This is a genomic window from Pseudomonas aylmerensis, from assembly GCF_001702265.1.
Lineage (GTDB): Bacteria > Pseudomonadota > Gammaproteobacteria > Pseudomonadales > Pseudomonadaceae > Aquipseudomonas > Aquipseudomonas aylmerensis.
The window spans coordinates 242,808-262,227 of record NZ_MAUE01000012.1; the positions used below are offsets into that span (position 1 = coordinate 242,808).

The window sequence follows — 19,420 nt, forward strand, 5'->3', positions numbered from 1 at the left end:
TTTTACCGGAGCCCTGAATGACCCTCGAACGCGAAGCCGCTGCCAATACTGCCAAGGTCCTGTCCGAAGCGTTGCCTTACATCCGACGCTATGTCGGCAAGACGCTGGTGATCAAGTACGGCGGCAATGCCATGGAAAGCGACGAGCTGAAAACCGGCTTTGCCCGCGACATCGTCTTGATGAAAGCCGTGGGGATCAACCCGGTAGTGGTCCACGGCGGCGGCCCGCAAATCGGCGACCTGCTCAAGCGCTTGTCGATCGAGAGTCACTTCATCGATGGCATGCGTGTCACTGACGCGCAGACCATGGACGTGGTGGAGATGGTCCTCGGTGGCCAGGTCAACAAGGACATCGTCAACCTGATCAACCGCCACGGCGGCAGCGCCATCGGCCTGACCGGCAAGGACGCGGAGCTGATCCGCGCGAAAAAACTGACGGTGACCCGCCAGACGCCGGAAATGACCCAGCCGGAAATCATCGACATCGGCCAAGTGGGCGAAGTGATCGGCATCAACACCGACCTGCTGAACCTGCTGGTCAAGGGCGACTTCATTCCGGTGATCGCACCGATCGGTGTGGGCGCCAATGGCGAGTCCTACAACATCAACGCCGACCTGGTAGCCGGTAAAGTGGCAGAGGCACTCAAGGCTGAAAAGCTGATGCTGCTGACCAACATCGCCGGTCTGCTGGATAAGGAAGGCAAGGTATTGACCGGCCTGACCACCCAACAGGTCGACGACCTGATCGCTGACGGCACCATCTACGGCGGCATGCTGCCGAAGATCCGCTGCGCACTGGAAGCGGTGCAAGGCGGCGTGGGCAGCTCGTTGATCATCGATGGCCGGGTTCCGAACGCGGTATTGCTGGAAATCTTCACCGATACCGGCATGGGCACGCTGATCAGTAACCGCAAGCGTCCTTAAGCCAAAAACAAAAAAGCCCCGCTCAATCGAATTGAGCGGGGCTTTTTTATGCGTGCGATCGCGATCCAACTGCTAAATGCATCCCCCCTGTGGGAGCGGGCTTGCTCGCGAAAGCGGTCTGTCAGTGACACATGCGCTAACTGACCCGACGCTTTCGCGAGCAAGCCCGCTCCCACACAAGCCGGCCCCTACAGGTCCGGTATCAGACGCCGTATTGCTCGCGGTACGCACGTACAGCCGGCAGGTGTTGCTTGAGCTGTGGATCATCTTCCAGGAACTGCAGCACCTGGTTCAGCGACACGATGCTTACCACGGGAATGCCGAAATCACGTTCCACTTCCTGGATTGCCGACAACTCACCGTTGCCGCGTTCCTGGCGGTTCAGCGCGATCAACACACCCGCGGCCCTGGCGCCGTCCTGGGAAGCGATGATCTGCATCACTTCACGGATCGCGGTACCGGCGGTGATCACGTCGTCGATGATCAGCACGTCGCCTTTGAGCGCAGCCCCGACCAGGCTGCCGCCTTCGCCATGAGCCTTGGCTTCTTTGCGATTGAAGCACCACGGCAGATCCAGCTCATGATGTTCAGCCAACGCCACGGCGGTCGCGGCCGCCAGGGGAATGCCCTTATAGGCCGGGCCAAACAGCACGTCGAAGGAAATGCCGCTGTCAACGATGGCTGCCGCGTAGAAACGACCCAGCTGAGCCAGGGCCGAACCCGAGTTGAACAAGCCCGCATTGAAGAAGTATGGGCTGGTGCGCCCGGACTTCAGGGTAAACTCACCGAAGCGCAAAACCCCGCGATCGATGGCAAAACGAATGAAATCGCGTTGATACGCCTGCATGAAAAAAGCCTCAGATACCACGGATTTAGCTAATTAGGTAGACGGCGTGTATCATACACGCACGCGATTTTTGGGGCCATTTATGCGGATCATCAGTGTGAACGTTAATGGTATTCAGGCTGCAGTCGAGCGTGGTTTGCTCAGTTGGCTGCAAGCCCAGAATGCCGACGTCATCTGCCTGCAGGATACCCGCGCCTCCGCCTTTGAACTGGACGACCCAGCCTTCCAACTGGATGGCTACTTCCTTTATGCCTGCGATGCCGAAGTGCCCACCCAAGGTGGCGTGGCTTTGTATTCGCGGTTGCAACCCAAGGCGGTCATCAGCGGCCTCGGCTTCGAGACAGCCGACCGCTACGGGCGCTACCTGCAAGCCGATTTCGACAAGGTCAGCATCGCGACCTTGCTGCTTCCTTCGGGGCAGAACGGCGATGAAGACTTGAACCAGAAGTTCAAGCTAATGGACGATTTCGCCCGTTACCTGGATAAACAGCGACGCAAACGTCGCGAGTACATTTATTGTGGCTCGCTGTACGTGGCGCAACAGAAGCTGGATATCAAGAACTGGCGCGACAGCCAGCAATCCCCGGGCTTCCTGGCGCCGGAACGGGCCTGGATGGACGAGATTGTCGGCAACATGGGCTATGTGGATGCCCTGCGCGAAGTCAGTCGCGAAGGCGACCAGTACAGCTGGTGGCCGGACAACGAACAGGCGGAGATGCTCAACCTCGGTTGGCGTTTCGACTACCAGTTGCTGACTCCGGGCCTGCGTCGGTTCGTGCGCAGTGCACGCTTGCCGCGCCAGCCGCGCTTCTCGCAGCACGCGCCACTGATTGTGGACTACGACTGGACACTGACCATCTGAGGTCTTTTCCCAGGCACAAAAAAACCGACATCACTGTCGGTTTTTTTGTGGGCGCTCATTATTTGATCACACGCCAGGTCAAGGGGTAGCGATAGACGATCCCCTTGTTGGCCTTGATGCTGCCAATGATGGTCAGCACCACGGTGGCGATCGCCAGGGCAAGCATCAGGAAAAACCCGACCACCGCGAAGGCCAGCACGATGCAGGCTATCCAGGCGATGGCCACGGTGATCTGGAAGTTCAAGGCTTCCTTGCCCTGGTCATCAATGAACGGGTCCACTTCCTTCTTCATCTGCCACAGGATCAGCGGCCCGACGACGCTGCCGAAGGGGAACACAAACCCGAGAAACGCCGCGAGATGGCACAGCATTGCCGCCTGGCGCACTTCGTAGGAAGGCGTGGGCACCAGCATCTGGTTGTCATTCATGGCGCTTCTCCTTGAGGCGGGTTCAGTCAGCCAAGGCGGCGTTCTGCAGTTCGAAGATCTCGGTCATGCCTTTCTGGGCGAGGGCAAGCATGGCGTTCAGGTCGGCCGGCTGGAATGGCGCACCTTCGGCGGTGCCCTGCACTTCGATGAAACCACCGGTGCTGGTCATGACCACGTTCAGGTCGGTCTCGGCGGCCGAGTCTTCCAGGTAGTCCAGGTCCAGCACTGGCTCGCCCTGGTACATGCCCACCGAGACAGCGGCAATCATCTGCTTGAGCGGGTCGCCGGCTTTCAGGCCGCCGCGCTTCTTGATCACTTTCAGCGCATCGACCAGGGCCACCATGGCACCGGTGATGGACGCGGTACGGGTTCCGCCGTCGGCCTGGATCACGTCGCAATCGACGTACAGGGTCACGTCGCCCAGCTTGGACATGTCCAGGGCGGCGCGCAGCGAACGACCGATCAGGCGCTGGATTTCCAGGGTACGCCCGCCTTGCTTGCCACGGCTGGCTTCACGCTGGTTACGCTCGCCGGTGGCGCGCGGCAGCATGCCGTATTCGGCAGTCAACCAGCCCTGGCCCTGGCCCTTGAGGAAACGTGGTACGCCATTTTCGACGCTGACGGTGCAGATCACCTTGGTATCGCCAAACTCGACCAGTACGGATCCCTCGGCGTGTTTGGTGTAGTTGCGGGTGATGCGGATCGAGCGGAGCTGATCGGCAGCGCGACCACTTGGACGTTTCATAGGGGATACCTGTACTGAGGACGAAAAACTGCCGAGCATTATAGAGCCGCGAGCCGATTCGGGGCACTTCTTAAAATTCGGTTACGAATGCGCGGTTTGTCATGCTTTGTTAACGCCAGCGTTTGGGGCCTCCCACGCCGTTGCGCTACACTCCTGCGCCTTCGCAGCCGGTCGGCTGCAACCCATCCACCAGCCCGTTATGCGGGACTGCATCGCGAGGTACCTCCATGGTGCACAGCATGACCGCCTTCGCCCGCGTCGAAAAAGCCGGCGTACAAGGCACCCTGAGCTGGGAACTGCGCTCGGTCAACAGCCGCTACCTGGAACCGCACCTGCGCCTGCCCGAATCATTTCGCGACCTCGAAGGGGCCGTGCGTGAAGCACTGCGCCAGGGCATCTCCCGCGGCAAGCTGGAATGCACCCTGCGCTTCACCGAGGAAACCACCGGCAAGCCGCTGCAGGTCGACCGCGAGCGCGCCGCGCAACTGGTTGCCGCCGCCGAAACCATCGCCAGCCTGATCAAGCAGCCGGCCGCGCTCAACCCCCTGGAAGTGCTGGCGTGGCCTGGCGTGCTGGTGGCCGACGCCACCGATCCGCAAGCCCTCAATGCAGAAGCCCTTGCCCTGTTCAACCAGGGCCTGAAGGAGCTCAAGGCTGGCCGCGAACGCGAAGGCGCCGAACTGGCCCGCCTGATCAACGAGCGCCTGACCTCGATCGAAGAAGACGTGGTGACCCTGCGCGAACTGGTGCCACAGATGCTCGCCACCCAGCGCCAGAAGGTTCTCGACCGCTTCACCGACATGAAGGCTGACCTGGACCCGGTTCGCCTGGAACAGGAAATGGTGCTGCTCGCGCAAAAAAGCGACGTCGCCGAAGAACTGGACCGCCTGAGCACCCACATCCTCGAAGTGCGCCGCGTCCTCAAGTCCGGCGGTGCCGCCGGTCGGCGCCTGGACTTCCTGATGCAGGAACTCAACCGCGAAGCCAATACACTGGGCTCCAAGGCATTCGATCCGCGCAGCACACAGGCAGCGGTCAACCTCAAGGTGTTGATCGAGCAGATGCGCGAACAAGTACAGAATATTGAGTAAGGCAACCTCCATGACCCACAGCACCGGCACCCTCTACATCATTTCCGCCCCCTCGGGTGCGGGCAAAAGCAGCCTGGTCAAGGCCCTGACCGACGCCGACGAGCAGATCCGCATTTCGGTCTCCCACACCACCCGCGCCATGCGCCCGGGCGAGGTGAACGGCGTGCACTATCACTTCGTCGAGCGCACCGAGTTCGTCAAGATGATCGAGCACGGCGACTTCCTCGAGCGCGCCGAAGTGTTCGGCAACCTCTATGGCACCTCGCAAAGCCACCTGCAGCAGACCCTGGATGAAGGCCACGACCTGATCCTGGAAATCGACTGGCAGGGCGCCGAGCAAGTGCGCCAACTGATGCCCAAGGCGCGCTCGATCTTCATCCTGCCGCCGTCGCTTGAGGCTTTGCACCAGCGCCTGACCAACCGTGGCCAGGACAGCGACGAGATCATCGAAGGCCGCATGCGTGAAGCCGTCAGCGAAATGAGCCATTACGTCGACTACGACTATCTGATCATCAACGACGATTTTGCCCACGCGCTGGATGATTTGAAGGCGATTTTCCGCACCAATCAGCTCCAGCAAAAGCGTCAACAGCAACGTTTCGGCAAATTACTCGCTGAACTGCTCGGCTGATTGGCTCTTCCCAAAACCGCTGCAAGGGCTTTACATTGGCACTTGTAGCGGTTTTGCGAGGACGCGGGAAAAATCAGCGCTTCCCTAAACGCTGGTGATTTTTTAAACTGTTTAGTCCGCTCGCCCAACCGGGCAGCGCGCATCTTGCATTCGCTCCGAGGAATACCATGGCCCGCGTAACCGTTGAAGACTGCCTAGAACACGTGGATAACCGCTTTGAGCTGGTCATGCTCTCTACCAAGCGTGCCCGTCAACTGGCCACTGGCGGCAAAGAGCCCCTGGTCCAGTGGGAAAACGACAAGCCTACCGTTGTAGCGCTGCGTGAAATCGCTGAAGGCCTGATGAGCTACGAGTTCATCGCCAACGCCGAAATCGTTGAAGACGAACCGCTGTTTGCAGCGTTCGAGGACGAGTCCAACGAGGCCGTCTAAGCCTATGCCTGGTCGACGTAGCACGGCGCAGGGTCACAGCCAACGGCAGGAGTCATTCCTATGCCGAGCATAGACGCCCTCGCCGATCGCTTATCGACCTACCTCGGCCCAGACCAGGTCAACCTGGTCCGCCGAGCGTATTTCTACGCCGAACAAGCCCACGACGGCCAACGCCGCCGCAGCGGCGAGGCGTATGTCACCCATCCCCTTGCGGTGGCAAATATTCTTGCCGACATGCACATGGACCATCAGAGCCTGATGGCCGCGATGCTGCATGACGTGATCGAAGACACCGGCATTGCCAAGGAAGCGCTCAGCGCGCAATTTGGCGAAACCGTGGCCGAACTGGTCGACGGGGTCAGCAAACTGACCCAGATGAACTTCGAGACCAAGGCCGAAGCCCAGGCGGAAAACTTCCAGAAGATGGCCATGGCCATGGCCCGGGACATCCGGGTGATCCTGGTCAAGCTGGCCGACCGGCTACACAACATGCGCACGCTGGAAGTGCTGTCCGGCGAAAAACGCCGGCGCATCGCCAAGGAAACCCTGGAAATCTACGCGCCCATCGCCAACCGGCTGGGCATGCACGCCATTCGTATCGAGTTCGAAGACCTCGGCTTCAAGGCCATGCACCCGATGCGCTCGGCGCGCATCTACCAGGCGGTCAAGCGCGCCCGGGGCAACCGCAAGGAAATCGTCAACAAGATCGAAGAGTCGCTGAGCCATTGCCTGGCGATCGACGAGATCGAGGGCGAAGTCAGCGGCCGGCAGAAACACATCTATGGCATCTACAAGAAGATGCGTGGCAAGCGCCGGGCCTTCAACGAGATCATGGATGTGTACGCGTTCCGGATCATCGTCGACAAGGTCGACACCTGCTACCGCGTGCTCGGCGCTGTACATAATTTGTACAAACCCCTGCCGGGACGCTTCAAGGACTACATCGCGATTCCCAAGGCCAACGGCTACCAGTCGCTGCATACCACGCTGTTCGGTATGCACGGGGTGCCGATCGAGATCCAGATCCGCACCCGCGAAATGGAAGAGATGGCCAACAACGGTATTGCCGCCCATTGGCTGTACAAGTCCACCGGCGACGAGCAGCCAAAAGGCACGCATGCCCGCGCCCGCCAGTGGGTCAAGGGTGTGCTGGAGATGCAGCAACGTGCTGGCAACTCCCTGGAATTCATCGAAAGCGTGAAGATCGACCTGTTCCCGGACGAGGTCTACGTGTTCACGCCAAAAGGCCGGATCATGGAGCTGCCCAAAGGCTCCACGGCTGTCGACTTTGCCTACGCGGTGCATACCGACGTGGGCAACAGCTGCATTGCCTGTCGGATCAATCGTCGTCTCGCGCCGCTGTCCGAACCGCTGCAAAGCGGCTCAACGGTCGAGATCGTCAGCGCTCCAGGCGCTCGCCCGAACCCGGCCTGGCTCAACTTCGTGGTCACCGGCAAGGCGCGTACGCATATTCGCCACGCCCTGAAACTGCAACGCCGTTCCGAATCCATCAGCCTCGGCGAACGCCTGCTGAACAAAGTGCTCAACGGTTTCGACAGCGCCCTGGACAAGATTCCTGCAGAACGCGTGCAAGCGATGCTGCATGAGTATCGCCAGGAAACCATCGAAGACCTGCTGGAAGATATCGGCCTGGGTAACCGCATGGCCTACGTGGTCGCCCGCCGCCTGCTCGGCGAAGGCGAACAGCTACCGAGCCCGGAAGGCCCACTGGCAATTCGTGGTACCGAGGGCCTGGTGCTCAGCTACGCCAAGTGCTGTACGCCGATCCCGGGCGACCCGATTGTCGGCCACCTGTCGGCGGGCAAAGGCATGGTGGTGCACCTGGACAACTGCCGCAATATCAGCGAAATCCGCCACAACCCGGAAAAATGCATCCAGCTCTCTTGGGCCAAGGATGTCACCGGCGAATTCAATGTCGAGCTGCGGGTAGAGCTGGAGCACCAGCGTGGCCTGATCGCCCTGCTGGCCAGCAGCGTCAACGCGGCCGACGGCAATATCGAGAAAATCAGCATGGACGAGCGTGATGGTCGCATCAGCGTGGTCCAACTGGTGGTCAGCGTGCACGACCGCGTGCACCTGGCCCGCGTGATCAAGAAACTGCGCGCCTTGACCGGTGTGATCCGCATCACCCGTATGCGTGCATAACCCACCTCTTACAAGGAGTCACTCATGACCAAGACCGTTATCACCAGCGACAAGGCCCCGGCCGCCATCGGCACCTACTCCCAGGCCATCAAGGCGGGCAACACCGTCTACATGTCCGGCCAGATCCCGCTGGACCCAAAGACCATGGAACTGGTTGAAGGCTTCGAAGCACAGACTGTACAGGTCTTCGAAAACCTCAAGTCGGTGGCCGAAGCGGCTGGCGGTTCGTTCAAGGACATCGTCAAGCTGAACATCTTCCTCACCGACCTGAGCCACTTCGCCAAGGTCAACGAGATCATGGGCAAGTACTTCGAACAGCCATACCCAGCCCGCGCCGCCATTGGCGTTGCCGCCCTGCCAAAGGGTGCGCAGGTTGAGATGGACGCGATCCTGGTCATCGAGTAAAACACCCGGCGCAGCTTCCCCAGCTGCGCCGACTTCGTTTCAGAAGGATTTCATGATGCGCAAAGCGCTTGTAGCCCTATCAACGCTGGCCCTGTTGCTCGGCGGCTGCGCCAGCAACCCTGCCGATGTGGATGTGAGTGGTACCTGGATCAACCAGGCCGCCATCGACGCGGCGTCCAAGGGCGGCCCTTTGCGTGAAGCGCTGCAAAGCTACGGCCCGAACCTTGAGTGGGAAATCAACACCAAGGCTTCGCAGGCGCGCTACTACAACGGTTTCGAAGTCGCCGAAGGCAAGTTGCTCGGCGAAAAATCCGGTGCCTGGAGCGTGGACTTCTACGGCAGCTCCGCGACCGAACTCAAGCGCAAGGGCAAGCAATTGCTGCAGGTGGCCAACGATAACGAGCCCGAGCAACTGTTCGCCCGCGCCAAAGACCCTGCCCCGGAGGGGGCGCCCCTGGGCGCCAACTTCGAGCGGGCACTGTACGCGGCCTACATGGGCGGCGACTGGAAGATCACGGACGGCTTCGGCAACGGCGCCATCGTGCAGTTCCAGGCCAACGGCAAGGTCGCGGGCCTGCCCAATGTGGATCAGTATTCACTGTGCCTGGCGGGCGATTGCGCCTCCATGAGCGGCGGCTACGACAGTATCTGGCTGCAGCTCAACGGCCAGGGCAACCCGTGGATCTTCGTGCGCAAGGGCAAGCAGCTGGAAATCTTCCAGGCCATCAACACCGCCCAGACAGACGAAGTGCCCTCGTTCACCCCAGGCCCTCGCCAGTGGTTGCTGGAAAAGCAATAAGCGGCCGAGCGCTGAACTGAATCTAGGAGCGGGCTTGCTCGCGAAAGCGGTGCATCAGAAACATATTCAGTGACTGACACTGCGCATTCGCGAGCAAGCCCGCTCCCACATTTTTACCGCATTTCAATCCTCGAGGAGCGCCGCGTGGCCTTCTCGATAGTTGGAAACTCTGGCTTCCAGCCCAGCGCATTGGCTGGGGCGCTGCGGCCTCCAATGTGTGGCTTGCCTGCGATAGCGGTTTACCAGTCACCCTATTTGCTGAATGCGCCACCGTCATCGCAGGCAAGCCAGCTCCCACATTCTCTGGCCGTGTTTCAGCCTTTGAGAATCGACGCGTAGCCTTCTCGATAGGTTGGGTAGGTCGGCTTCCAGCCCAGCGCATTGGCTGGAGCACCGAAGCCCCAATGTGGGAGCTGGCTTGCCTGCGATAGCGGCTTACCAGTCACCTATTTGCTGGATGTGCCACCGTCATCGCAGGCAAGCCAGCTCCCACATTCTCTGGCCGTGCTCAGCCTTTGAGAATCGACGCGTAGCCTTCTCGGTAAGTTGGGTAGGTCGGCTTCCAGCCCAGCGCCTTGGCGCGGGCATTGCTGCACTGCTTGCTGCCGGCACGACGCACACTGGCGTCGGCGGCCCACTCGGTCACGCCCAGGTATTCACGCAACCAGCCCACCACTTCCGACAATGGCGCAGGCGCGTCGTCGACGCCGATGTAGACCTTGTCCAGCGAACCGCCCTGCTCCACGTGCCGCAGCAAAAAAGCCAGCAGGCCCGCGGCATCGTCCGCGTGAATCCGGTTGCCATATAAAGGCGGGTCGATCGCCACGCGGTAACCCTGCCGGACCTGGCTCAACAGCCACTCACGGCCCGGGCCGTAGATGCCGGTAAGGCGCACGATGCTGGCGGGGATACCGCTGTTGAGCGCGACTTGCTCGGCCTCCAGCATTACCTGGCCGGAATAGCCCTTCGCCTGGGTCTCGGATGTTTCGTCGACCCACTCACCGTTCTGCTGCCCGTAGACGCTGCTGCTGGATACAAACAGCAGGTGTTTCGGCACCTGGCCGTAGTCGCCCAGCCACTCCAGCACGTGCTGCAAACCTTGTACGTAGGCTGCGCGATAGCCGGCCTCATCGTGATCCGTTGCGGCGGCGCAATACACCAGGTAATCCACCCCGCCGATCGGCCAGGTGTCAGGGCAATCCTTTTTGAACAGGTCGCCGGCGATGCCGATCACCCCGTCGGGCAGGCGTGAAATATCACGTCGCAGGCCATAAACCTCCCATTCCGAGGCAAGCAATTGGCTAGCCAGCCGACTACCCACATCGCCACAACCGGCAATCACAACAGAAGGCGCAGACATCAGAAAACTCCGTACAGAAAGGTCTAGGTTAGCCTTCACACATGACAGGCGGCCACAAAAAGGACAAATAAAGTAACTGTATTACTTCTGTTAACAAGAATTACTTGCAATAATAACCGCCCATTTGTCCTCGGCCCCCAGGCCTGGAAGGACGCTCAACTCATTTTCTTTACTCAGGTCCGGCCAGCATGACACGTAATACAAACCCCGCTTCGCCAACCAAGCTTCACAGCCCATCCCGCGCCTGGCGCGCGATTGCTGCGCTGCTGTTCAGCGTACTGCTGGCACCGACCGCCGCATTTGCTGACGCCACCGCACCCGCCGCGGCCCCGGCAGCCGAGCACAGCACGGCTGCTCCAGCCGTTGCGCCAGCCGCCACCGACCCGGCCCAGGCTGCAGACCCAGCCGCTCCCGCTGACGATACCGGTGTGGTCCTGGAAGAAGACAACACCCTGGGCATGGCCCACGACCTGTCGCCGTGGGGCATGTACCAGAACGCTGACGTGGTGGTGAAAGCCGTGATGATCGGCCTGGCCATCGCCTCGATCATCACCTGGACCATCTGGATCGCCAAGGGCTTCGAGCTGCTGGGCGCCAAGCGTCGCCTGCGCACCGAGATCGTCCACCTGAAAAAAGCCACCACCCTCAAGGAAGCCAGCGAGACGGCAACCAAGAAGGGCACCCTGGCCAACACCCTGGTGCACGACGCGCTGGAAGAAATGCGCCTGTCGGCCAACACCCGCGAAAAAGAAGGTATCAAGGAACGCGTGGCCTTCCGCCTGGAGCGCCTGGTAGCCGCCTGCGGTCGTAACATGAGCAGCGGCACCGGCGTGCTGGCGACCATCGGTTCCACCGCGCCTTTCGTCGGCCTGTTCGGTACCGTATGGGGCATCATGAACAGCTTCATCGGCATCGCCAAAACCCAGACCACCAACCTCGCCGTCGTTGCCCCAGGCATCGCCGAAGCCCTGCTGGCAACCGCCCTGGGCCTGGTTGCGGCAATTCCTGCGGTGGTGATCTACAACGTCTTCGCCCGTTCGATCGCCGGCTACAAGGCACAGGTCTCGGACGCGTCGGCAGAAGTCCTGCTGCTGGTCAGCCGCGACCTCGATCACCTGCCTACCGAGCGCAGCTCGCAACCGCACATGGTGAAAGTGGGGTAATCGGCCATGGGCCTGCATTTGAATCAAGGCGACGACGAACTCGTCGAGAACCACGAAATCAACGTCACGCCATTTATCGACGTGATGCTGGTGCTGCTGATCATCTTCATGGTGGCGGCACCGTTGGCCACCGTGGACATCAAGGTTGACCTGCCCGCCTCCAGCGCCAAGCCGGCGCCGCGGCCAGAGAAACCGATCTTCCTCAGCGTCAAGGCGGACCAACGCCTGTTCCTGGGCGAAGAAGAAGTCAAGGCTGAAACCCTGGGGCCGGTGCTCGACGCCAAGACCCAAGGCAAGAAAGACACGACGATCTTCTTCCAGGCTGACAAGGGCGTGGACTACGGCGACCTGATGAGCGTGATGGATGCCCTGCGGGCAGCCGGCTACCTCAAGGTGGGCCTGGTCGGACTCGAGACGGCAGCCAAAAAATGATCACGACGCGCCACAAACTGACGCGTTATGGCACCAGCCTCGCCGTCGTGCTGGGCGTGCATGCCGTCGCGATTGCCATCGCGCTCCACTGGTCGGCGCCGCATACGGTGCAGCTGCCACCGGCCGCCATGGTCATCGACCTGGCACCGATGCCTGCACCGCCGCCGCCGGCTCCGCCCAAAGTCGTAACGCCGCCGCAACCACCGGCGCCGGTGGAAGAGCTGCCGCTGCCGAAACTGGCCGAGGCACCCAAGCCGACGATCCAGGTGCCCAAGCCGGTCAAGCCCAAGCCCAAGCCACAACCGCCCAAGCCGGTGGAGAAAAAGCCCGAGCCGCCCAAGGAGAAACCTTCCGAAGAGCCGCCGAGCGACGCTCCGCCGACCAACGCGCCGGCTGAAAAATCGGCCCAGCCGGTTCCAGGCCCGTCGCCGCAGCAAGTCGCGGCCAAGGCGTCCTGGGAAGGCACCCTGCTGGCTCACTTGCAGAAGTACAAGAAGTACCCGCCAGGTGCCCAGGCGCGTGGCAAGGAAGGCCTGAACCGCTTGCGCTTTGTGGTCGACGCCGACGGCAATGTGCTGTCCTACGAGTTGGTGGGCCGCTCCGGCAACGCCGACCTGGACCGCGCCACCCTGGACATGATCCGTCGTGCCCAGCCGCTGCCCAAGCCTCCGGCCGACATGCTCAAGGGCGGCAGCATCGAGATCGTTGCACCGTTCGTGTACAACATCGAGAAACGCCGCCGCTAAGGATTGCGGGAGTCAACTTGTGTGGGCGCTGGCTTGCCTGCGATAGCATCACCTTGGTGCAACGGATAGACCGAGGTGTGTACATCGCGGGCAAGCCCAGATTGTTTTCATCGCTTCAGCAAAATCCGCCACACTCCCCGCTCAATCCCCACCAAAGTTCTGATAACGTGCGTCTATCGATTGCAGCCGGTATGCTTGGCTCGCAACCTCATGGACGCCCGCTATGACTCTTACAGAATTACGCTACATCGTTACCCTCGCCCAAGAGCAGCACTTCGGCCATGCGGCCGAGCGTTGCCACGTCAGCCAGCCGACGCTGTCGGTGGGCGTGAAAAAGCTTGAAGACGAACTCGGTGTGCTGATTTTCGAGCGCAGCAAGAGCGCCGTGCGCCTCACCCCGGTGGGCGAAGGTATCGTGGCCCAGGCCCAGAAGGTGCTGGAGCAAGCGCAAAGCATTCGCGAACTGGCCCAGGCCGGCAAGAACCAGCTGACCGCACCGCTGAAAGTCGGCGCCATCTACACGGTCGGCCCGTACCTGTTCCCGCACCTGATCCCGCAACTGCATCGCGTCGCGCCGCAGATGCCGCTGTATATCGAAGAAAACTTCACCCACATCCTGCGCGACAAGCTGCGCAACGGTGAACTGGACGCGATCATCATCGCTTTGCCGTTCAATGAAGCGGATGTGTTGACCCTGCCCCTCTACGACGAGCCGTTCTACGTGCTGATGCCGGCCTCCCACCCGTGGACGAAAAAAGACACCATCGACGCCGGCCTGCTCAACGACAAGAGCCTGCTGCTGCTCGGCGAAGGCCACTGCTTCCGCGACCAGGTCCTGGAAGCCTGCCCGACCCTGACCAAAGGCAACGACGGCGCCAAGCACACCACCGTGGAATCCAGCTCCCTGGAAACCATCCGCCACATGGTCGCCTCCGGCCTGGGCATTTCGATCCTGCCGCTGTCGGCGGTGGACAGCCATCACTACGCCCCCGGCGTGATCGAAGTACGCCCACTGACGCCACCGGTGCCGTTTCGTACCGTGGCGATCGCCTGGCGCGCGAGCTTCCCACGGCCCAAGGCCATTGAGATCCTCGCGGACTCGATCCGCCTGTGCTCGGTGGCCAAGCCGCCTGCTGCGAGCTGATTAACGGTATGACTGAGCTGTCGCAGGTGTCGGTGACGGCACTCAAGGGTGTCGGTGAGGCCATGGCTGAAAAGCTGGCCAAGGTCGGCCTGGAAAACCTCCAGGACGTGCTGTTCCACCTGCCCCTGCGTTACCAGGATCGTACCCGCGTGGTGCCGATTGGCCATTTGCGCCCAGGGCAGGATGCAGTGGTCGAGGGCACCGTCAGCGGCGCCGACGTGGTGATGGGCAAGCGCCGCAGTCTGGTCGTGCGCCTGCAGGACGGCACCGGCGGCTTGAGCCTGCGCTTCTACCATTTCAGCAACGCCCAGAAAGAAGGCCTCAAGCGCGGCACCCGCGTGCGCTGCTACGGTGAAGCTCGCCCCGGCGCGTCCGGCCTGGAGATCTACCACCCGGAATACCGCGCCATCACCGGCGACGAGCCGCCGCCGGTGGACACCACGCTCACCCCGATCTACCCGCTGACCGAAGGCCTGACCCAACAGCGCCTGCGCCAGCTGTGCATGCAAACCCTGACCCTGCTCGGCCCCAAGAGCCTGCCCGACTGGCTGCCCCTGGAGCTGGCCCGCGACTACCAACTGGCGCCACTGGACGATGCGATTCGCTACCTGCATCACCCGCCGGCTGACGCCGACGTCGACGAATTGGCCCTCGGTCATCATTGGGCCCAGCACCGCCTGGCCTTCGAAGAATTGCTGACCCACCAACTGTCCCAGCAGCGCCTGCGCGAAAGCATGCGTTCGTTGCGCGCGCCGGCCATGCCCAAGGCCACGCGCCTGCCTGCGCAATACCTGGCCAACCTCGATTTTGCGCCGACCGGTGCCCAGCAGCGCGTCGGCAATGAAATCGCCTACGACCTGAGCCAGAAAGAACCCATGCTGCGCCTGATCCAGGGCGACGTGGGCGCAGGCAAGACCGTGGTCGCCGCCCTCGCGGCCCTGCAAGCCCTGGAGGCCGGCTACCAAGTGGCGCTGATGGCGCCCACCGAGATTCTCGCCGAGCAGCACTTCATCACGTTCAAGCGCTGGCTCGAACCGCTGGGCCTGGAAGTGGCCTGGCTGGCTGGCAAGCTCAAGGGCAAGAACCGCGCAGCAGCGCTGGAGCAAATCGCCGGCGGCGCGCCCATGGTGGTGGGCACGCACGCGCTGTTCCAGGACGAAGTGCGATTCAAGAACCTGGCCTTGGTGATCATCGACGAACAGCACCGCTTTGGCGTGCAACAGCGCCTGGCGCTGCGCCAGAAAGGCGTGGGCGGACGCATGAGCCCACACCAGTTGATCATGACTGCCACCCCGATCCCGCGCACCCTGGCCATGAGCGCTTACGCCGACCTCGACACGTCGATCCTCGACGAACTGCCCCCCGGCCGTACCCCGGTCAACACCGTGCTGGTCACCGACACCCGCCGCGTCGAAGTCATCGAGCGCGTGCGTGGAGCCTGCGCCGAGGGCCGCCAGGCCTATTGGGTGTGCACGCTGATCGAGGAGTCCGAGGAGCTGACCTGCCAGGCCGCCGAAACCACCTATGAAGACCTCACCAGCGCCTTGGGCGAACTCAAGGTCGGGCTGATCCACGGCCGCATGAAACCCGTGGAAAAAGCCGCGGTGATGGCCGAGTTCAAGGCTGGCAACCTGCAACTGTTGGTCGCCACGACCGTCATTGAAGTCGGCGTGGACGTGCCCAATGCCAGCCTGATGATCATCGAAAATCCCGAACGCCTGGGCCTGGCGCAGCTGCACCAATTGCGCGGCCGCGTCGGCCGGGGCAGCGCGGCCAGCCACTGCGTGCTGCTCTACCACCCACCGCTGTCGCAGATCGGCCGCCAGCGCCTGGGCATCATGCGTGAAACCAACGACGGTTTTGTCATCGCCGAGAAAGACCTCGAACTGCGCGGCCCCGGCGAAATGCTCGGCACGCGCCAGACCGGCCTGCTGCAATTCAAGGTCGCCGACCTGATGCGCGACGCCGATCTGCTGCCCGCCGTACGCGATGCCGCGCAGGCGCTGCTCGAGCGCTGGCCGGACCACGTCAGCCCGCTGCTGGATCGCTGGTTGCGCCACGGCCAACAATACGGCCAGGTCTGACCCTCCCTGCCGGCGATAGCGCCAGAACGCCCGGCCCCTTCGCTAACCGCGTCACAAACCGCAGTTAGTCGACCAACATATGTATCAAGCTGGTTATACTTCGGTGACTGTAGGAAATTGGATCAGGCCATGTCAGAAGTTGCCCTCGCCACAGCCCCACTGACCGCCCCGCCGGTCATTCGGGCTCTGCTCGCTAAGCTCGCCGTCAGCTACACGGAAGTTGCCGACCAACCGGGCCTGAATCCTGCGCGAAAGGTCCAGGCCGTGCTGCTGGAAGATGCGGTGGGCGCACTGATGGTGCTGTTCCCGCAGAACCAGTTGCTCGATCTCAACCGCCTCGCCGAACTCACCGGGCGCCGCCTCACCGCCGTGTCGCCGGACCGCGTTGAACGCATGCTGGGCAAGCATGACCTGAGCCTGCTGCCGGGCCTGCCGCCACTCACCAGTTCGCCGTGCCTGTATGAAGGCAGCCTGCTCGACGAGCCGAGCCTGCTGGTGCATTCGGGCGAAGCCGGGCTGCTGCTGGAAATCACCAGCGACGCATTCAAGACGATGCTCACCAAGGCCAGCGCCGGCCACTTCGGCGAGCCGCTGAGTAATATTCGCCCCAACCTCGATCGCCCCAATGATGACCGCGAGGAAATCACCCAGGCGATGCAGGCGTTCACTGCCCGCCGGATCCAGCAGCGCCTGGAAGCGACCATCGAGATTCCACCGCTGGCCGATACCGCGCAGAAAATCATCAAGCTGCGGGTCGACCCCAACGCCACCATCGACGACATCACCGGTGTGGTGGAGACCGACCCGGCCTTGGCCGCGCAGGTAGTGAGCTGGGCCGCATCGCCGTACTACGCGTCGCCGGGCAAGATCCGTTCGGTGGAAGACGCCATCGTGCGCGTGCTGGGCTTTGACCTGGTGATCAACCTCGCGCTGGGCCTGGCCCTGGGCAAGACCCTGAGCCTGCCCAAGGACCACCCGCACCAGTCGACGCCGTACTGGCACCAGTCGATCTACACCGCCGCCGTGATCGAAGGCCTGACCCGCGCCATGCCGCGCGCCCAGCGCCCGGAAGCGGGCCTGACCTACCTGGCCGGCTTGCTGCACAACTTCGGCTACCTGTTGCTGGCCCACGTGTTCCCGCCGCACTTCTCGCTGATCTGCCGGCACCTGGAGGTCAACCCGCACCTGTGCCACAGCTATGTCGAACAGCACTTGCTGGGCATCAGCCGCGAGCAGATCGGCGCCTGGTTGATGCGCTACTGGGACATGCCGGACGAACTGTCCACCGCCCTGCGCTTCCAGCACGACCCGACCTACGACGGCCAATACGCCGAGTACCCGAACCTGGTGTGCCTGGCCGTGCGCCTGCTGCGTAGCCGTGGGATCGGCTCCGGGCCGGACGAGGCGATTCCGGACGCGCTGCTTGAGCGCCTGGGACTGACGCGCGACAAGGCTGAAGAAGTTGTAGGCAAGGTACTGGATGCCGAGGTGCTGTTGCGTGAGCTGGCTTCGCAGTTCAGCCAGGCCTAACCCTCAAGCGCAATTGTGGCGAGCGGGCTTGTCCCGCGTCGGGCCGCGAAGCGAGCCTAAAACCTGACACCCCACGCTTGATGAAATGACGCGGTGGCCTGAACAGGGGGCTGCTGCGCAGCCCAACGCGGGGCAAGCCCGCTCGCCACAAAAAGGATCGCCTGCCAAAAGGGTCGCTTCAGGTTTTCTTCTTTTTCTTCGGCTTCAAATACTTGGTCAGCCCCTGGAACCAGATCACCAGCGCCGGGTTGCCCTTGATCTGGATCGACTTGTCCTGAATCCCCGTCATGAACGCCAGTTGCTTGTTCTTCGCCTGCATCGTGGCGAAGCCATAGGCGGCATCCTTGAACGCGATGGCAAACGCCGGCGTCGGGTGGACACCCGAGTGGCTGGTAATGCGCTGGTCTTTGACGATGAAGTGACGGGCAACCTTGCCGTCCAGTGTCTGCAACTGGAACGCCAGGTCTTTGTCACCCAGCTGTTGCTGGAAGGCAGGATTGGTGCGGCTGGCTTTGCCCATCAGCAGGCCCAGCACCCACAGCAGAAGACGAAATTTCATGCACACGGCCTCGGTGTAATTATTGAGTGGCCGCAGCAGTGTAACGATTTGATCGAGGAACGCCACCGATCTCGCGCTTTAGACGGAGATCGGCTGGCGTTTAACGCTTATAGCAACATGTTGCTTAAACGTTAGGGCAAGGCACCGGCGCCCAGTCGGCCAGGTTTGGATCGCGGCAGGTGCCTTCGATCTGCGCCTTGCCGGCGCTGGCGACCTGCTTGCTTTCAGCTTGCTTGGCCTGCACGGTCTGGATGCTCTTCTCGGTGGTTACCGCTTCTTTAGGCACCACTGGCAGCGCAGGCTTCTTCGCTGGCTTCACGGCTTTCTTGCCTTTGGCCGGGGCCACGGGCGGCGTGGTGTCGGCGGTGGCCACGGTGACCACGTCGGCGCGCTGCACGCCTACCTGCTGCAGGTCTTGCTCGTAGGCCTGGGTGTAGTTGTTCAGGTCTTCGCTGGCTTTGCCGTTGACCGCGACGATCAGGTCATTGGACTCCTTCAGGCCCGCGACGATTTCTGCCAGGCGCTTGCGGCCTTCGGTGTCATTGACGGTCTTGGCCTTGCGGTCGGCCACCAGCTTGGTGAACGCGCTCTGGTAGCACTGCTGGGACGCCTTGGCGTAGGCGGTGCTGCGGTCGATGTCGGAGGCGCTTTTGTTGAAGTCGGTGGAGTACGACGCGATGCGCTGGTTGTCATCGGTGATCTGCTTCTGACGCTCGGTGTAGTAACCCGCCGCGCCGCCGGCCAGGGCGCCGCCCGCTGCGCCGATCGCCGCGTTGCGGCCGCGCTTGTCGGAGTCGCCGGTCAAGGCGCCAAGCAGTGCACCGCCGGCCGCGCCGAGGGCGGCACCGGTGACGACCGACTTGGTCATGTCCGAATCGGTGGCGCGCAGGTGCTGCACCGGCTCGTAGCAGTTGGGGTAGTACTCGACCTTGGTGCTCGACGCGACCTTGGACGCCGGCGACGTGGCGCAGCCAGTCAGCACGGTGCTGAAACCGGCCGCGATCAGCAGCAAGTGACGCTTGGAAACCGCCTTACGGGAAAAAAGCATAGATGTGTTCTCTTTTAAGTTTGACTT

General features: G+C 62.1%; 20 protein-coding genes. 14 read left to right on the forward strand and 6 right to left on the reverse strand.

Going from position 1 to position 19,420, the window contains the following annotated elements:
* Window positions 1–17: 17 nt before the first annotated feature.
* A complete protein-coding gene (gene argB, locus BBG20_RS09390) occupies window positions 18–923 on the forward strand; it encodes an acetylglutamate kinase (protein ID WP_065902486.1) in 906 nt (301 codons plus the stop codon).
* A gap of 202 nt (window positions 924–1,125) precedes the next feature.
* Here argB and pyrE read toward each other — a convergent pair whose 3' ends face one another.
* Window positions 1,126–1,770, reverse strand: coding sequence for an orotate phosphoribosyltransferase (pyrE, locus tag BBG20_RS09395; RefSeq protein ID WP_065902488.1), 645 nt, complete (start codon window positions 1,768–1,770; stop codon window positions 1,126–1,128).
* Window positions 1,771–1,852: 82 nt separating this feature from the next.
* Between pyrE and BBG20_RS09400 the strand changes: the two genes are divergently transcribed.
* Window positions 1,853–2,632, forward strand: coding sequence for an exodeoxyribonuclease III (locus BBG20_RS09400; RefSeq protein ID WP_003195493.1), 780 nt, complete (start codon window positions 1,853–1,855; stop codon window positions 2,630–2,632).
* Between the two features lie 58 nt (window positions 2,633–2,690).
* Here BBG20_RS09400 and BBG20_RS09405 read toward each other — a convergent pair whose 3' ends face one another.
* Window positions 2,691–3,059, reverse strand: coding sequence for a DUF4870 domain-containing protein (locus BBG20_RS09405; RefSeq protein ID WP_065902490.1), 369 nt, complete (start codon window positions 3,057–3,059; stop codon window positions 2,691–2,693).
* Between the two features lie 22 nt (window positions 3,060–3,081).
* Window positions 3,082–3,804 (reverse strand): ribonuclease PH, encoded by a 723-nt coding sequence (gene rph, locus BBG20_RS09410; RefSeq protein ID WP_010207511.1) that lies wholly within the window; start codon window positions 3,802–3,804, stop codon window positions 3,082–3,084.
* 227 nt (window positions 3,805–4,031) lie between these two features.
* Between rph and BBG20_RS09415 the strand changes: the two genes are divergently transcribed.
* The 6 genes from BBG20_RS09415 to BBG20_RS09440 all read left to right on the forward strand — a co-directional run bounded on the left by BBG20_RS09415 (window position 4,032) and on the right by BBG20_RS09440 (window position 9,327).
* Window positions 4,032–4,895 carry a YicC/YloC family endoribonuclease gene (locus tag BBG20_RS09415; RefSeq protein ID WP_065902491.1) on the forward strand — a complete coding sequence of 288 codons (864 nt, stop codon included), beginning with the start codon at window positions 4,032–4,034 and terminating at the stop codon, window positions 4,893–4,895.
* Between the two features lie 10 nt (window positions 4,896–4,905).
* A complete protein-coding gene (gmk, locus tag BBG20_RS09420) occupies window positions 4,906–5,526 on the forward strand; it encodes a guanylate kinase (RefSeq protein ID WP_010168203.1) in 621 nt (206 codons plus the stop codon).
* A gap of 167 nt (window positions 5,527–5,693) precedes the next feature.
* Window positions 5,694–5,957, forward strand: a complete 264-nt coding sequence (gene rpoZ, locus BBG20_RS09425) for a DNA-directed RNA polymerase subunit omega (RefSeq protein WP_003176920.1) — start codon at window positions 5,694–5,696, stop codon at window positions 5,955–5,957.
* 60 nt (window positions 5,958–6,017) lie between these two features.
* Entirely contained in the window at window positions 6,018–8,123 is a 2,106-nt protein-coding gene (spoT, locus tag BBG20_RS09430; protein ID WP_065902493.1) for a bifunctional GTP diphosphokinase/guanosine-3',5'-bis pyrophosphate 3'-pyrophosphohydrolase, read from the forward strand.
* Between the two features lie 24 nt (window positions 8,124–8,147).
* Window positions 8,148–8,528 carry a RidA family protein gene (locus BBG20_RS09435; RefSeq protein WP_003176922.1) on the forward strand — a complete coding sequence of 127 codons (381 nt, stop codon included), beginning with the start codon at window positions 8,148–8,150 and terminating at the stop codon, window positions 8,526–8,528.
* 55 nt (window positions 8,529–8,583) lie between these two features.
* Window positions 8,584–9,327: a hypothetical protein gene (locus tag BBG20_RS09440; RefSeq protein ID WP_065902495.1), complete on the forward strand. Its 744-nt coding sequence runs from the start codon at window positions 8,584–8,586 to the stop codon at window positions 9,325–9,327.
* Window positions 9,328–9,835: 508 nt separating this feature from the next.
* On the opposite strand, the gene BBG20_RS09445 is transcribed toward BBG20_RS09440, so the two are convergent.
* Window positions 9,836–10,687: an SDR family oxidoreductase gene (locus BBG20_RS09445; protein ID WP_065902496.1), complete on the reverse strand. Its 852-nt coding sequence runs from the start codon at window positions 10,685–10,687 to the stop codon at window positions 9,836–9,838.
* 188 nt (window positions 10,688–10,875) lie between these two features.
* Between BBG20_RS09445 and exbB the strand changes: the two genes are divergently transcribed.
* The 6 genes from exbB (at window position 10,876) to BBG20_RS09475 (ending at window position 17,786) form a co-directional block, all read left to right on the forward strand.
* Window positions 10,876–11,850, forward strand: a complete 975-nt coding sequence (gene exbB, locus BBG20_RS09450; RefSeq protein ID WP_065902497.1) for a tonB-system energizer ExbB — start codon at window positions 10,876–10,878, stop codon at window positions 11,848–11,850.
* 6 nt (window positions 11,851–11,856) lie between these two features.
* Complete coding sequence (exbD, locus tag BBG20_RS09455) at window positions 11,857–12,282, forward strand: TonB system transport protein ExbD (RefSeq protein WP_003195519.1); 426 nt, start codon at window positions 11,857–11,859, stop codon at window positions 12,280–12,282.
* Window positions 12,279–13,028 carry a TonB family protein gene (locus tag BBG20_RS09460; protein WP_065902499.1) on the forward strand — a complete coding sequence of 250 codons (750 nt, stop codon included), beginning with the start codon at window positions 12,279–12,281 and terminating at the stop codon, window positions 13,026–13,028. Before exbD ends, BBG20_RS09460 begins: the two co-directional genes overlap by 4 nt.
* Window positions 13,029–13,251: 223 nt before the next feature.
* On the forward strand, window positions 13,252–14,172 hold the full coding sequence (locus tag BBG20_RS09465) for a hydrogen peroxide-inducible genes activator (RefSeq protein WP_065902501.1): 921 nt from the start codon (window positions 13,252–13,254) through the stop codon (window positions 14,170–14,172).
* 8 nt (window positions 14,173–14,180) lie between these two features.
* Window positions 14,181–16,256 (forward strand): ATP-dependent DNA helicase RecG, encoded by a 2,076-nt coding sequence (recG, locus tag BBG20_RS09470; RefSeq protein WP_065902891.1) that lies wholly within the window; start codon window positions 14,181–14,183, stop codon window positions 16,254–16,256.
* Window positions 16,257–16,385: 129 nt separating this feature from the next.
* Window positions 16,386–17,786 carry an aminoacyl-tRNA deacylase and HDOD domain-containing protein gene (locus BBG20_RS09475; RefSeq protein WP_065902502.1) on the forward strand — a complete coding sequence of 467 codons (1,401 nt, stop codon included), beginning with the start codon at window positions 16,386–16,388 and terminating at the stop codon, window positions 17,784–17,786.
* Window positions 17,787–17,964: 178 nt separating this feature from the next.
* Here BBG20_RS09475 and BBG20_RS09480 read toward each other — a convergent pair whose 3' ends face one another.
* A complete protein-coding gene (locus tag BBG20_RS09480) occupies window positions 17,965–18,345 on the reverse strand; it encodes a helicase (protein WP_065902893.1) in 381 nt (126 codons plus the stop codon).
* A gap of 124 nt (window positions 18,346–18,469) precedes the next feature.
* Window positions 18,470–19,393 (reverse strand): type VI secretion system-associated lipoprotein TagQ, encoded by a 924-nt coding sequence (gene tagQ, locus BBG20_RS09485; RefSeq protein WP_065902504.1) that lies wholly within the window; start codon window positions 19,391–19,393, stop codon window positions 18,470–18,472.
* Window positions 19,394–19,420: the final 27 nt, after the last annotated feature.

Excerpts from the sequence above, each read along its gene's own strand:
- rpoZ (WP_003176920.1), top strand. The coding sequence starts at position 5,694 with ATGGCCCGCGTAACCGTTGAAGACTGCCTAGAACACGTGGATAACCGC.
- tagQ (WP_065902504.1), bottom strand. The coding sequence starts at position 19,393 with ATGCTTTTTTCCCGTAAGGCGGTTTCCAAGCGTCACTTGCTGCTGATC.
- BBG20_RS09465 (WP_065902501.1), top strand. The coding sequence starts at position 13,252 with ATGACTCTTACAGAATTACGCTACATCGTTACCCTCGCCCAAGAGCAG.
- BBG20_RS09440 (WP_065902495.1), top strand. The coding sequence starts at position 8,584 with ATGCGCAAAGCGCTTGTAGCCCTATCAACGCTGGCCCTGTTGCTCGGC.
- recG (WP_065902891.1), top strand. The coding sequence starts at position 14,181 with ATGACTGAGCTGTCGCAGGTGTCGGTGACGGCACTCAAGGGTGTCGGT.
- exbB (WP_065902497.1), top strand. The coding sequence starts at position 10,876 with ATGACACGTAATACAAACCCCGCTTCGCCAACCAAGCTTCACAGCCCA.
- BBG20_RS09445 (WP_065902496.1), bottom strand. The coding sequence starts at position 10,687 with ATGTCTGCGCCTTCTGTTGTGATTGCCGGTTGTGGCGATGTGGGTAGT.
- BBG20_RS09415 (WP_065902491.1), top strand. The coding sequence starts at position 4,032 with ATGGTGCACAGCATGACCGCCTTCGCCCGCGTCGAAAAAGCCGGCGTA.
- pyrE (WP_065902488.1), bottom strand. The coding sequence starts at position 1,770 with ATGCAGGCGTATCAACGCGATTTCATTCGTTTTGCCATCGATCGCGGG.
- BBG20_RS09480 (WP_065902893.1), bottom strand. The coding sequence starts at position 18,345 with ATGAAATTTCGTCTTCTGCTGTGGGTGCTGGGCCTGCTGATGGGCAAA.
- spoT (WP_065902493.1), top strand. The coding sequence starts at position 6,018 with ATGCCGAGCATAGACGCCCTCGCCGATCGCTTATCGACCTACCTCGGC.
- BBG20_RS09475 (WP_065902502.1), top strand. The coding sequence starts at position 16,386 with ATGTCAGAAGTTGCCCTCGCCACAGCCCCACTGACCGCCCCGCCGGTC.
- argB (WP_065902486.1), top strand. The coding sequence starts at position 18 with ATGACCCTCGAACGCGAAGCCGCTGCCAATACTGCCAAGGTCCTGTCC.
- BBG20_RS09435 (WP_003176922.1), top strand. The coding sequence starts at position 8,148 with ATGACCAAGACCGTTATCACCAGCGACAAGGCCCCGGCCGCCATCGGC.
- rph (WP_010207511.1), bottom strand. The coding sequence starts at position 3,804 with ATGAAACGTCCAAGTGGTCGCGCTGCCGATCAGCTCCGCTCGATCCGC.
- BBG20_RS09400 (WP_003195493.1), top strand. The coding sequence starts at position 1,853 with ATGCGGATCATCAGTGTGAACGTTAATGGTATTCAGGCTGCAGTCGAG.
- BBG20_RS09405 (WP_065902490.1), bottom strand. The coding sequence starts at position 3,059 with ATGAATGACAACCAGATGCTGGTGCCCACGCCTTCCTACGAAGTGCGC.
- BBG20_RS09460 (WP_065902499.1), top strand. The coding sequence starts at position 12,279 with ATGATCACGACGCGCCACAAACTGACGCGTTATGGCACCAGCCTCGCC.
- gmk (WP_010168203.1), top strand. The coding sequence starts at position 4,906 with ATGACCCACAGCACCGGCACCCTCTACATCATTTCCGCCCCCTCGGGT.
- exbD (WP_003195519.1), top strand. The coding sequence starts at position 11,857 with ATGGGCCTGCATTTGAATCAAGGCGACGACGAACTCGTCGAGAACCAC.